The organism is Vibrio palustris (assembly GCF_024346995.1).
GTDB classification, from domain to species: domain Bacteria; phylum Pseudomonadota; class Gammaproteobacteria; order Enterobacterales; family Vibrionaceae; genus Vibrio; species Vibrio palustris.
Genome location: NZ_AP024887.1, coordinates 2533440 through 2545838, shown reverse-complemented (window position 1 = coordinate 2545838; position 12399 = coordinate 2533440). Strand labels below are relative to the sequence as shown.

Genomic DNA, 12399 nt, shown 5'->3' with positions numbered 1-12399 from the left:
GGGCTTCACTCAGTGGTGGCGGTAGCGCTACCCGAGTTTATTGGTACATATATTTAGTGAAAAGCAAGTCAGCAATAATTTTGCGACCGGTTTCGGCTAAGAGAATATTATTAATTTTATCGACGAGATGTTTACGAATATCTTCTCTGCCTGAAAGAGACTTAATTTTATCTTCACTTTCTTCACCAAGCTGCTCGACGATTGCATCACGAATCAATGGTTGGTGACGTTCAACAATCGGTAGGTCGGCATCACTTGCGACCATGATGTCGACTCTCACTTGTATGTACCCGAGCTTTTTCCCCTTTGTATGAAAGTTCGTCGTGAGATCGGGTTGAAGGGTAAAATAGGCGAGCTTATGGGTTGCCGGATCTTTGGCTTCTTCTGAAAATGCAGAAAAAGACACGAGCAGGCTCATAGTAATAATCAATTGGGTTATAACACGTTTTAGCATATTGGTATCTTTTCTTTAGTGGTTTCCGATATTCGAAAGGCGACGCTCTTGATACAATAAAGCATTCCATCCATAAATGATAAAGAAAGACGTGGCGTCTCTATCAATACTTATCTTGTCACTCAGAATATTAGTATGAATAAGTCAATTTCGCTTCACCTATCTGATTTATGCCAAGTGTATTGGCACAAACCAGACGAATTTACTTACCCCAATGCCGAATCCATATCTTGGTTACAAGAGATGGCATCATTGTCTCAGCGTTTAGCTCAAGATTGTCATCAACTTAAAGTGAAAGTGATCAATAATCAACATGTTGCATTTAATTCTTTTCGGCCTATTGAGCACCAAGGTTTGCCGTGTGAAGACTATTGGGTGAGGGATGTTGTGCTATGTGGAGATGATCAGCCTTGGGTTATCGCACGAACATTAATTCCCTTATCAATGCTAGAAAACACGCCATATGACTTAGCTAAGTTGGGCAATAAACCGCTCGGACTGACGGTTTTTAATAATAAACATGCCAAAAGAGATCAATTGGAAGTTGGATATCTCTCAAAAGAGCATCCAGCATTGCTGGCTCGTCGCTCTCGCCTCTGGATGGACCATCATGCGATGCTAGTGTCAGAAATATTTTTGCCTGAATCCCCTATTTATAAGTAAGGAGAGAGACTGAATGTCTTTTAAAAAACTGCAAGCCTTTTGGTTTTTAACTCGAATGAATCGACCTATAGGCTCTCTTCTTCTGCTGTGGCCTACCTTGTGGGCCTTGATTATGGCTGCTCAAGGCATGCCTGATTGGAATGTCACTTTAGTCTTCGTGCTTGGCGTGTTTTTAATGCGTTCAGCAGGATGTGTGATTAATGATTTTGCAGATAGAAAAGTCGATGGGTTTGTAAAACGTACTCGAAATAGACCTTTACCATCAGGAGAGATATCGTCTAAAGAAGCCATCGCATTGTTTGTGATTTTGGGGCTCATTTCTTTTGCGCTGGTCTTAACTATGAATGACTTAACGATACGTTTGTCGTTCTTTGGTATGGGACTCGCATTTATTTATCCTTTTATGAAACGGTTTACTCATTTACCACAACTGTTTCTTGGATTGGCATTTAGTTGGTCAATCCCGATGGCGTGGGCGGCGCAATCAGGCGATATTTCACCGATCGCTTGGGTATTATTTGTCGTCAATGTTGCTTGGACTATCGCTTATGACACCCAGTATGCGATGGTCGATCGTGACGATGATTTGGTCATTGGTATTAAATCGACAGCGATACTCTTTGGCCGTTGCGACAAGCTCATTATTGGTCTGTTGCAGTTGTTTTCATTGGGATTATTAATCACGCTCGGTTGGGTTGAACAATTAGGCGTCAGCTTTTATTGGGGATTATTATTGGCTGGTGGGTTGTTTGTATATCAACAACATTTAATACGTCACCGCGAACGAGGACCGTGTTTTGAAGCGTTCCTTAATAATAATTATGTAGGCGGCGCGATTGCCTTGGGTTTATTAATTGCGTATTGGTAATGCGTGATTATTCTTTGCTTAATCCCGTGCCCGTATCAGGTACGATACGCAGTTGTGTGTAATGACGATTTGTAATAAAAAGAGGCCCTGTGTGGGGCCTCTTTTTTTATCGTTAATGTTGCTTTGCTTGAGCGTTTAAGCTAACTGAGTATCGCGATATAAGCTTTCTTGAATCGTTAAACGCACTTCAGGCGTTATCATCGTATTAAGCTGATCAGTAAATGCTTGGCATTGTTCTAGCTGTCTCTCACCATTCTCATCGATATAACCTTGTTGCTTTAAGGTCACAAATAATGCACTAAATACGCCTTTATCGAAGAACTCGGGCGCATTAATACCATGCAAACGGCCAAGACGTTGCGCGATAGCTTGGCTATGCTTTTCTAATTCTGATTTATTCAGTTCTGAATGCATCACTAGTAAATTCAAAGCAATGGCATAACGTTGCAAGGTTTCAGCAATGATACGACCAAGGCGCATAGTACGTTGGGCATTGTTTTGTTTCATGGTGACGATATCACCATCAACGACAATTAATTGCTGCTGTGCAAACTCTTGCAAATATCGTTCAATTAATTGGGGCATCTCATTGATGTCATGAGTAATAAACAGCTCTTGTTTTAAAAACGGATAAATCGTCGTGACATGTTTAACAATGTCTTCTTTATGAATACTCTGATGACGTACAACGATTTGTGCTATCAACGACGGTATCGCAAGTAAGTGGATAATGTTATTACGGTAATAGGTCATTAAGATAGATTGCTGCCGATCAAGAGAAATAATATCGCCCATTTTATCGGTTTCGATAATGAACTTATCTAAAGACTCTGCATGTGTGACGAGCTCTTCGGCACTTTGTTCAGGTACGGTGACGGTGTCAGAATAAGGCACATTGGTGAGTAGCTTCATATAACAATCCACCTGCTTGATGAGACTGTTACGCGATAGTGCACGCTGTCGAGATGCCAAGAGTGCTGTCGCGCACAACGTCATAGCATTAGCCGCGGCGGCCCCATTAATATGCGTCATCATCTTAGTCGCAAGATCGTTGACCACCGGTGTCAGCCATTGCGGCTTACTGTTACCAAGAGGGTCAATATCTTGCGTCCATTCCGGCACTTTTTCATTCAGATACTGATTAATAGTAATCGGCTCACCAAAATTGACATAACCCTGTCCGAAGTTACGTAGTTTACGGATCGTACGCAGCACAAGGCCTGCATTTTCTTTTTCTTTACGATTTCCTTTCAGCTCTTTCGCGTATGAGTTTACTTCCATGACATGTTCATAGCCAATATAGACTGGCACGAGTGTCACGGGACGGTTTAAACCACGTAGCATAGCCTGAATGGTCATGGCGAGCATACCTGTCTTAGCCGGTAGTAAACGGCCCGTACGCGAGCGGCCGCCTTCACTGAAGTACTCAACAGAATAACCTTTAGCAAATAGCTCAACTAGGTATTCGCGAAAGAGTGTGGAATACAGTTTATTGCCTTTAAAACTCCGGCGAATAAAGAATGCGCCACCACGTCTAAATAGTGGTCCTGCTGGAAAGAAATTTAGGTTAATGCCTGCTGCAATATGTGGAGGGACCATGCCTTCATGAAACAACACATAAGATAATAATAAGTAATCCATATGACTACGATGACATGGCACATAAACGACTTCATGACCGTCTTGAGCTAAACGACGGACTGTGGATGCATTATTAACGTTTAATCCTTGATAAATACGGTTCCATAACCAGCCGAGGAGGCGATCTCCTTTTTTAACAAACGAATAAGAAAAATTAGCCGCGATCTCATCAAGTATTTTATGTGCTTCGTGACTGGCTTTTTCTTCCGAGATTTTTTTGCTCTTGGCTTCATCAGCAATGGCTTTCTTTACCACAGGAGAGGTCATTAAGCGTTTAAATAATTGATGTCTACCCGGCAAATCAGGCCCAGATGCGGCTAACTTTTGACGCGAGAAATGAATACGTGCAACGCGAGCAAGCTTATGGGCAATCGTCACATCCGTGCCGTGTTGATCGGCCATATAGCGTAATGACACCACTGGACTAAATCGGACTAGGCAATCTCGGCCGTGTTTAATGACCATTTTCGCTTTTTGTAATGATGTATAAGCGCGCAGGTAAGGTTTACATTGACCTTCTTTACCTGGACTACGTCCCCATAATACGGTGACAGGAATGACTTGGATATCCAGCTCAGGGTCGATTTTATGCTGTTTGAGTAATTGTTCGAATAGTTCGACAGACGCGGTTGGAATATCGGTATAACGACGACGCTTGTTTGGTCGAGACGTATTATAAACAAAACGATCGAACGATTCGCCATTAATAATCAGAGGTTCTAGCGGATCTGGCAGACCTGCGTTTAACGCGTAGTGACGTAGGGTTAGTAAGTCTACGTTAGAGCGAAAAGGTAGAGCATAAACAATAGGTTTGTTAAGATTAATTGCTAAGTCATCGACGGGATTTGCAGGTATTGCACTGCCTTTCACTAGGGGCTTTAGTGGCAGTTTCAGTAGCGAACGCGTGTAATGGTGTCTTGACGACATAAGAGCTCTAAGCCTCAGGAAATAATAGTGTATTCAGACATATTCTTGCCGCACAGTAGTCGTATGCAGTGAGTATGACTCAATGAGTGGATGAGTTTTGGATATCAAGAATAGCAGAGCTGGTCAAACCTGTTAAATCTTATTGCCATTATTCCTGTCATGAGATCGTGAAAATTCGTGTTATCTCAAGGATGAAGCGAGCCTATCACTCATCATGACCGGATAAGTTAGGCAAAAGCTCGTCATCATCTGTGGTCCTGAATGATAAATGTAGACGTTGATTAAACGTACAATTTGTCTTTATCTAAAAAATAACCAATTGGCTTTCCTTTTAAACAAATACTGGATATACTCACAGTCAACTGTATAAAAAGACAGGTGAATTATGAAGCCGTTAACGCCACGACAACAACAAGTATTTGAACTCATCAAAAGTAAAATTGATGAAACCGGAATGCCACCGACACGTGCAGAAATCGCGCGTGAACTTGGTTTTCGCTCTGCTAATGCAGCAGAAGAGCACCTGAAAGCTTTAGCACGTAAGCAAGTCATTCAAATTGTACCCGGTGCTTCGCGTGGTATTCGTGTTATACCTGACGTCATTGCCGACGTTGAAGTCCCTGTCGATTTAGGTCTGCCGTTAATTGGTCGTGTTGCCGCAGGTGAGCCGATCTTAGCTCAAGAGCATGTCGAATCTCATTACCATGTTGATCCCATGATGTTTCGTCCAAGCGCTGATTTCTTATTGCGAGTTCAGGGCGAGAGTATGAAAAATATTGGTATTATGGATGGTGACTTACTGGCTGTGCACAAAACGCAAGATGTTCGTAACGGACAAGTCGTTGTAGCACGTGTAGAAGACGATGTTACGGTGAAGCGTTTAGAGCAAAATGGTTCAACGGTATTTTTACATGCTGAAAACGAGGCTTTTTCACCGATTGAAGTCGACTTGAAATCACAGCATATGAGCATCGAAGGTGTTGCCGTAGGTATTATTCGTAATACAGATTGGATGTGATATAGATTTGAGACTTATTCTCATTTACTTGTTATATTGAGTGATATTCATTATCATCTAACTTACATGCTGCATGTATTGAAGGAAGATGATAATGTGCTCTCGCCTATCTGAACCAAACCAAACAGTTAATGCTATTCCTGCCCATTTGCTACAACCACTATGGTTTCGTAGCCGCGAAAGCTTATCTGACAATGGGGTTATCTATGATCCGATTGCCGCTGATGTATGCCAACGTTGTCATCTTTCTATGGATTGTGGGCGTGCGAACCTTGCTCAGCAACAACTCCTTAACGCGACGCTTACCCAGCAATGCGACCAACGGGTCCGCCAATTTCTAGAGAGACACCCTGACGGGTGGATTATTAATTTAGGAGCTGGGCTCGATACCCGTTTTTATCGCATTGATAATGGCTTATGTCATTGGATTGAAGTGGATGTCTCCGAACACTTACTGTTACGACAAAAGTTGTTTCATCGCAGTGAACGCTATCAAAATATGGCGGGCAGTGTGAAAGACCTTTCCTGGCTACAGAATTTACCCATGTCAGACAGCACACCAACATTGATCCTTTGTGAATATGCGTTATTAGATTGTGATAATCATGCGGTTAGCCATGTGGTGAAAACTCTAGGGCGACACTTCTCTGCGGCGACAGCGTGTTTTGTGCTAGCGGGGGATAAAACGTCCACCCCGCTTGGGAAAAAGCTAGGAACGTCATTGTATGCCCATGGCTTTGCAGATTGCCAAACGGCTATGTTGAACTGTTTACCATGGTTGAAAAAAATAGCGATGACATCGCCACTTGATCATCCATGCCCACGTTGGAAGTGGTGGCAAAAAGGGTTAGGGGCTTGGCAAAGGTATAAATATCGCTTCACCCCTGTAATCGTGTCTATGCGCTGGTAATTACTGGATAGTTTCTTGCTCTTAACTTAGTTACACTTTCTACCTAACGCATAGGGAGCTAAGTGTGAACTCAATTTATCAAACCTTATTAAACCGTACAGTGCATCGCCAAGTATTATGGTTGGCGATCCCCATGGTGTTATCCAATATTACCGTCCCTTTACTTGGGCTGGTGGATACTGCCGTGATTGGCCATCTTTCACATGCGTGGTATCTCGGCGGGGTTGCGCTAGGCAGCACCTTAATCAGTGTTTCTTTATGGCTATTGGGCTTTTTACGTATGTCGACCACAGGTTTGACTGCGCAAGCGGTCGGACGCGCTAACCGTGAGCAACAAGCTCGCGTGTTATTGCAGGGGCTCGCCATGGCGATGCTGTTAGCATGCGGCTTTCTATTGATTCATCAATGGATTGTGGATGTGGCTTTTCATTTTAGTGATGCTAGTGACAAGGTGAAACACTACGGTGAGCAATATTTCTCGATACGCGTATTGAGTGCTCCCGCAGCGTTAGCAAATTATGTATTACTTGGCTGGCTACTGGGAACACAAAATGCGAAAGCACCGATGTGGATGGTCATTCTTACCAATATCGTGAATGTTTCTTGTGATTTATGGTTTGTTGTTGGCTTAGAGTGGCAAGTCGCAGGTGCAGCATGGGCCTCTGTTATCGCAGATTATGTCGGCACGATATTCGCGCTGCTATGTGTCTGGCGTTATTGGGTAAAACAGCACTTACCGCTACCTTGGGTGGCTTGGCGTGGTAGCACGCAAGGCCTGAGTCGTTTTATAAAATTAAACCGTGATATCTTTTTGCGCTCGTTATGCTTACAACTGGTCTTTAGCTTCATGACTTTTCAAGGCGCAGCGTTAGGTGATCGTACTGTCGCTGCCAATGCGATTTTGATGAGTTTTGTCATGTTTATCTCTTATGGCATGGATGGCTTTGCGTATGCAATGGAAGCCATGGTGGGTAAAGCGATAGGTGCGGATAGTCGGCAGCGTCTCAAAGAAGCCATGATAGGGACGGTGTTTTGGAGTTTGCTCATTTGTAGTGGGCTAACGGTAGTATTTGGTGTGCTGGGAGATACCTTGCTTGGCTTTATGACCAACATTGCCGAGGTACACCATATCGCACTTATTTATCTCCCATGGCTGGTGGCTATGCCATTAGTGTCGATGTGGTGCTTTCTATTAGATGGTGTATTTATTGGCGCGACTAAAGGCATCGAAATGCGCAACAGTATGTTTGTTGCAGCGGCGACGTTCTTTGTTGTATTACTCAGTACGCCACTATTAGGCAATCACGGCATATGGTTGGCTATGCTATGTTTTATGGCTATGAGAGGCTTAACCTTGGCGTTTGTTTTAACCCGGCAATGGCGACAGCAGATCTTTTTCTCGCATGTAGAAAATCATTAATTAGAAAGTAAAAATCCGCTGTGACAGCGGATTTTTTGTTGTAATGAAACGCTAGATTTAGAACAAGCGGTTTAATCCATTTAAGGCCGCGACGCGATAGGCTTCTGCCATGGTCGGATAGTTAAACGTAGTATTGACGAAGTAGTCAATCGTATTCGCTTCTCCGGGTTGTTCCATGATGGCTTGTCCGATGTGAATGATTTCAGAGGCGCGCTCACCAAAACAGTGAATACCGAGGATCTGTTTGGTTTCACGATGGAACAATATTTTCAAGCTGCCCACTTTCATATCGGCAATTTGCGCCCGTGCCAAGTGTTGGAACGAAGAGCGTCCAACTTCGTAAGGCACTTTTGCGGCGGTTAACTCTTGCTCTGTTTTACCTACTGAACTGATTTCTGGAATGGTATAAATACCAGTCGGAATCTCTTCAATTAACTTAAAGGTAGCCTGACCGTGGACGATCGATTGGGCGACAAAGCGTCCTTGGTCATAAGCGGCGCTCGCTAGGCTAGGGTAGCCAATAACATCACCGACCGCATAGACATTGTCAATTTCCGTTTGATAGTTCTCGTTGACATGCAATTGCCCACGACTATTCGCATTCAAGTTAATAGCAGGCAGATTGAGCTTTTCTGTATTACCTGAACGACCGTTAGCGTACAACAGGCAATCGGCTTTCATTTTTTTACCAGATTCGAGATTAATCACGACGCCGTCGTCTCGGCCTTCAATGCTCGAGAATGCCTCGTCATTACGAATCACCACACCACTGTTCCAGAAGTGATAAGACACAGCATCGGAGGTTTCGTTATCGAGAAATGATAGTAAACGCTCGCGGGTATTGATGAGATCGGTTTTTACCCCTAATCCGCGGAAAATAGACGCATACTCACAACCAATGACACCAGCTCCGTAAATGACAATGTGGCGAGGGTCGTGCTCTAGGTTAAGAATCGAATCACTATCGTAAATGCGTGGGTGCGAGAAATCGACGCCTTCAGGATGATAAGGGCGTGAGCCAGTTGCAATGACAAATTTCTCCGCCGTAATGTGTTCTACACCCCCTTCGCTATCTGTTAAAGCCAACGTATGTTGATCAACAAATTGCGCAACGCCAAACAATAAGGTGCACAAGTTACGATCGTAGAACCCTTGGCGTAAACGTGTTTGTTGGTCAATAACATGATTGGCATGGGAGAGAATGTCTGAGAAGCGAAGCTGGAGATGTTGGTTATTTTTGCGAAAGAGTGGGTTTTTATTAAATTCAAGAATTCGGCTTACTGCGTGGCGCAATGCCTTAGAGGGAATGGTTCCCCAGTGAGTACACCCACCACCAACGCCGCTTTCTTTTTCGATTATGGCGACGTTCTTTCCAGCTTTGGCGAGTCCCATTGCAGCCCCTTCACCGCCTGGGCCACTACCGATGACAATTACGTCGAATTGATACTTAGCAGTCATTGGATTTCCTTTTGTTATGATTGTTAACAACATATTATCATTATGTTTTTGCCATTGATAAAACTTGTAACAATAAAAGTGTATGCACAGTGTAAAAGATCATACGCCGTATTTAAATACTACGACAGTTGTTGTTTTTTGACTCGTTTTTTTCATTATCGTTCGAAGATGTCGCGAGTTACTTAGACAAATACGCTAAGGAAGTTATAGTATGAATCAGAGTTCTTTGTAGAGAGGCGGCATTGTTTATGAAACCGACTGGAATTCGAGCCCAGCAAAAAGAGAAAACTCGTCGCTCTGTCATTGATGCGGCATTTAGTCAGTTGAGCGCTGAACGAAGTTTTTCGAATTTGAGTTTGCGTGAAGTCGCACGTGAAGCCGGTATCGCACCGACGTCATTTTATCGACATTTTAAAGATATGGATGAATTGGGTTTAACCATGGTCGATGAAGGTGGCTTATTGTTACGACAGTTAATGCGCCAAGCTCGGCAAAGGATAGTGCGTGAAGGGAGTGTGATTCGGACCTCAGTACTCACGTTTATGGAATTTATTGATAATAGCCCTAACATATTTCGTTTATTATTACGTGAGCGCTCAGGTACCTCGGCCGATTTTCGTGCTGCTGTCGCTCGTGAGATCCAACATTTTTCTGCCGAGTTAGCCGAGTACCTAATTGCTACAGGTATCACTCGTGATGATGCTAAAACTCAAGCAGATGCATCGGTTACCTTAGTGTTTAACTCGGGAGCTGAAGCATTAGATCTCAATAAAAAAGCACGAGAGGAGTTAGCGCTCCGTTTAATTAAACAGTTGCGCATGATGGCCCAAGGGGCACATCATCAACGTAAAACCTTACATACGATCAAATAAGAGGCTAGGTGAATGTCTAAGCAAAGTGAGAGCATGCCATGCTCTGAACGCAAAACGTTAGTTTTGGCACTGGTTGCTGGTATGAGTGGTGATGCCATTTTATCTTGGATGACAATGAGTCAGGTGTCATTTTCGATTTTTCCACTGATTGCATTGGTATTATCACTGCAAGCGCTGTATCAAGAATACTTGCGTCACCCGATTGCTGAAGACATTCCTTTGGTTGGTTTAGCATGTTTCTTTGTTGGCGCATTTGGTCACTCTGCCTTTATTAAAGCGCAATACCCAGATGCCGGCTCCAACTTCTTTTCCCTGATTATTTTGGTCGCTCTTGTCTTGTGGGTCGGTTATAAACTGGGATTTTTAACCCCTAAAAATAAAAAGTAAGTGAAGTGGAACTACCTATCTAAATAAAAACGAGCCTTTGGGCTCGTTTTTTTGTGGTTAGCGTTGCGTGCTTACCTCGCCAATGTGTCTGATATGTTCTATTCCAATTAGGAATAGAACATATACCTGAGTTTCTCTAACGGGCAAACACCAGAAGTTTGTATGCTGGCGTGAAGACGAATGATTAAACAGGTGTGAGACGTGAAATATAACTGTATGCATTGTGACAAAGAATATGAGCCTAATCCGCTTTTAATTCGTTGTGAGTGTGGCGCGGCGTTATGGGTAAAGTCCGACTTTAGTTTGACCAAAGCTGACCTTATTTCTAATGACTTTACGATGTGGCGCTACGCAAAGGCGTATCCGCTGAGCAAAGAATCGATCACTATTTCTTTTAATGAAACCATTACACCGCTCGCATCAGCACGCATCGGCGATGTTGATATTTTCGCAAAAATGGATTCGCTCATGCCGACAGGGTCTTTTAAAGATCGCGGTGCTGCGATGGTGGTCAACTATCTTAGCCAGCAAGGCGTGCGTTCGATTGCCGAAGATTCGAGTGGTAATGGTGGCTCGGCATATGCCGGTTATGCGGCTAAAGGAGACTTTGATTGTCATATATTTGTGCCGGCTGGTACGTCCTTGGGAAAAACGGTACAGACTCGGCTTTATGGAGCGCAATGTATCGAGATTGCCGGATCTCGAGAAGATGTGGCGAATGCGGCCATGAACAGTATTCAGACTCATAGTAGTTATTATGTCGGTCATAATTGGCATCCCTTGTTTATTGAAGGAGTCAAATCGATAGCGTATGAGCTTTGGGAGCAGTGCGGTTATCAAGCGCCCGATAACTTTATTGCACCAGCCGGTAATGGCAGTTTGTTAGCGGGGGCTTATTTAGGTTTCCAAGAGTTATTGAGAAGTGGTGAGATTGATAAAATACCACGTTTATTTGGTATTCAAACGGAAGGTATTCAGCCTTTTGTGCAGCAATTTAATCATGAAGATATCGAAATTACCTCGACGAAGACTTTGGCTGAGGGCATTAAAATTCAACGCTCATCTAGAATCAATGAAATTATTCACTTTGTACGTGAATCTCAAGGTGGGTTCGTGAGTGTTAATGAAGAGCAGATCGCCAGTGCGTTACATACCATGGGGAAACAAGGCTTCTTTATTGAACCGACGTCTGCAACCGCATTTGCAGGTATTCAGACGCTGATTGAGCGCCATGAGATTACCGCAGGACAGGTGACAGTTGGCGTGGTAACCGGAAATGGGTTGAAATCAACCAATACTATTCAAACTTTGCTGACCGATAATCAATAGGCTGACTGATGACAATGGAATATATACAAACAAATAATGCACTCAAGCCTGCAGGCCACTACAGCCAAGCGATTAAACACCAAGGACTGCTCTACGTATCTGGGCAGTTACCGATTGACCCGGATTCGGGCAAGAAAGTAACGGGAACAATTCAAGCTCAAGCGCGACGTGTGTTTGATAATCTGAAACTTATCTTGGCTGAAGCGAATACTGACCTGAATCAGGTTATTAAGCTGGTGGTATATATCTCAAGTGTTGAGCTATGGGATGAAGTTAACCAAATTTGCGGTGAATATTTCGTCGTACATAAGCCTGTGCGCACTATTGTCCCAACGCGCGATCTGCATTTTGGCGTCACAATTGAGATCGATTGTATTGCTGCATGTGATTGAATAGTTTTATTAAGCATGACGCCTTGATGGGCAATGATTTATAACAATTTGGCGGTGAGG

The 12399-nt window shown here is 43.5% G+C and carries 12 protein-coding genes; 9 read left to right on the top strand and 3 right to left on the bottom strand.

What is annotated here, in order from left to right; genetic code table 11:
• Window positions 1-37: 37 nt before the first annotated feature.
• Window positions 38-454: a flagellar basal body-associated protein FliL gene (locus OCU30_RS11860; RefSeq protein ID WP_077315493.1), complete on the bottom strand. Its 417-nt coding sequence runs from the start codon at window positions 452-454 to the stop codon at window positions 38-40.
• A gap of 135 nt (window positions 455-589) precedes the next feature.
• Here OCU30_RS11860 and OCU30_RS11855 point away from each other — a divergent pair, with 135 nt between their 5' ends.
• Together OCU30_RS11855 and ubiA are read left to right on the top strand one after the other, a co-directional pair.
• On the top strand, window positions 590-1117 hold the full coding sequence (locus tag OCU30_RS11855) for a chorismate lyase (RefSeq protein ID WP_077315494.1): 528 nt from the start codon (window positions 590-592) through the stop codon (window positions 1115-1117).
• Between the two features lie 13 nt (window positions 1118-1130).
• Window positions 1131-1985, top strand: a complete 855-nt coding sequence (gene ubiA / locus OCU30_RS11850) for a 4-hydroxybenzoate octaprenyltransferase (RefSeq protein WP_077315495.1) — start codon at window positions 1131-1133, stop codon at window positions 1983-1985.
• Between the two features lie 135 nt (window positions 1986-2120).
• Here ubiA and plsB read toward each other — a convergent pair whose 3' ends face one another.
• Window positions 2121-4553 carry a glycerol-3-phosphate 1-O-acyltransferase PlsB gene (gene plsB, locus OCU30_RS11845; RefSeq protein ID WP_077315496.1) on the bottom strand — a complete coding sequence of 811 codons (2433 nt, stop codon included), beginning with the start codon at window positions 4551-4553 and terminating at the stop codon, window positions 2121-2123.
• Window positions 4554-4938: 385 nt separating this feature from the next.
• Between plsB and lexA the strand changes: the two genes are divergently transcribed.
• From lexA to dinF, 3 genes are all read left to right on the top strand, one after another.
• The gene (lexA, locus tag OCU30_RS11840) at window positions 4939-5571 is read left to right on the top strand and encodes a transcriptional repressor LexA (protein WP_077315497.1); all 633 of its coding nucleotides are present in this window, start codon (window positions 4939-4941) and stop codon (window positions 5569-5571) included.
• A 94-nt stretch (window positions 5572-5665) separates the two neighbouring features.
• Window positions 5666-6481, top strand: a complete 816-nt coding sequence (locus OCU30_RS11835) for a class I SAM-dependent methyltransferase (protein ID WP_095532944.1) — start codon at window positions 5666-5668, stop codon at window positions 6479-6481.
• Between the two features lie 64 nt (window positions 6482-6545).
• Window positions 6546-7901, top strand: a complete 1356-nt coding sequence (dinF, locus tag OCU30_RS11830) for an MATE family efflux transporter DinF (RefSeq protein ID WP_077315499.1) — start codon at window positions 6546-6548, stop codon at window positions 7899-7901.
• Window positions 7902-7958: 57 nt separating this feature from the next.
• Here dinF and sthA read toward each other — a convergent pair whose 3' ends face one another.
• On the bottom strand, window positions 7959-9359 hold the full coding sequence (gene sthA / locus OCU30_RS11825; protein WP_077315500.1) for a Si-specific NAD(P)(+) transhydrogenase: 1401 nt from the start codon (window positions 9357-9359) through the stop codon (window positions 7959-7961).
• Between the two features lie 248 nt (window positions 9360-9607).
• Between sthA and fabR the strand changes: the two genes are divergently transcribed.
• The 4 genes from fabR (at window position 9608) to OCU30_RS11805 (ending at window position 12339) form a co-directional block, all read left to right on the top strand.
• Entirely contained in the window at window positions 9608-10231 is a 624-nt protein-coding gene (gene fabR / locus OCU30_RS11820) for an HTH-type transcriptional repressor FabR (RefSeq protein ID WP_077315501.1), read from the top strand.
• 12 nt (window positions 10232-10243) lie between these two features.
• Window positions 10244-10618, top strand: a complete 375-nt coding sequence (locus tag OCU30_RS11815) for a YijD family membrane protein (protein ID WP_077315502.1) — start codon at window positions 10244-10246, stop codon at window positions 10616-10618.
• A 201-nt stretch (window positions 10619-10819) separates the two neighbouring features.
• Window positions 10820-11947 (top strand): threonine synthase, encoded by a 1128-nt coding sequence (locus OCU30_RS11810; protein ID WP_077315503.1) that lies wholly within the window; start codon window positions 10820-10822, stop codon window positions 11945-11947.
• Window positions 11948-11961: 14 nt separating this feature from the next.
• On the top strand, window positions 11962-12339 hold the full coding sequence (locus OCU30_RS11805; protein ID WP_077315527.1) for a RidA family protein: 378 nt from the start codon (window positions 11962-11964) through the stop codon (window positions 12337-12339).
• The last annotated feature ends 60 nt before the right edge of the window (window positions 12340-12399 follow it).

Coding starts and splice junctions, on each gene's coding strand:
- OCU30_RS11860 (WP_077315493.1), bottom strand. CDS start 454: ATGCTAAAACGTGTTATAACCCAATTGATTATTACTATGAGCCTGCTC.
- OCU30_RS11855 (WP_077315494.1), top strand. CDS start 590: ATGAATAAGTCAATTTCGCTTCACCTATCTGATTTATGCCAAGTGTAT.
- ubiA (WP_077315495.1), top strand. CDS start 1,131: ATGTCTTTTAAAAAACTGCAAGCCTTTTGGTTTTTAACTCGAATGAAT.
- plsB (WP_077315496.1), bottom strand. CDS start 4,553: ATGTCGTCAAGACACCATTACACGCGTTCGCTACTGAAACTGCCACTA.
- lexA (WP_077315497.1), top strand. CDS start 4,939: ATGAAGCCGTTAACGCCACGACAACAACAAGTATTTGAACTCATCAAA.
- OCU30_RS11835 (WP_095532944.1), top strand. CDS start 5,666: ATGTGCTCTCGCCTATCTGAACCAAACCAAACAGTTAATGCTATTCCT.
- sthA (WP_077315500.1), bottom strand. CDS start 9,359: ATGACTGCTAAGTATCAATTCGACGTAATTGTCATCGGTAGTGGCCCA.
- fabR (WP_077315501.1), top strand. CDS start 9,608: ATGAAACCGACTGGAATTCGAGCCCAGCAAAAAGAGAAAACTCGTCGC.
- OCU30_RS11815 (WP_077315502.1), top strand. CDS start 10,244: ATGTCTAAGCAAAGTGAGAGCATGCCATGCTCTGAACGCAAAACGTTA.
- OCU30_RS11805 (WP_077315527.1), top strand. CDS start 11,962: ATGGAATATATACAAACAAATAATGCACTCAAGCCTGCAGGCCACTAC.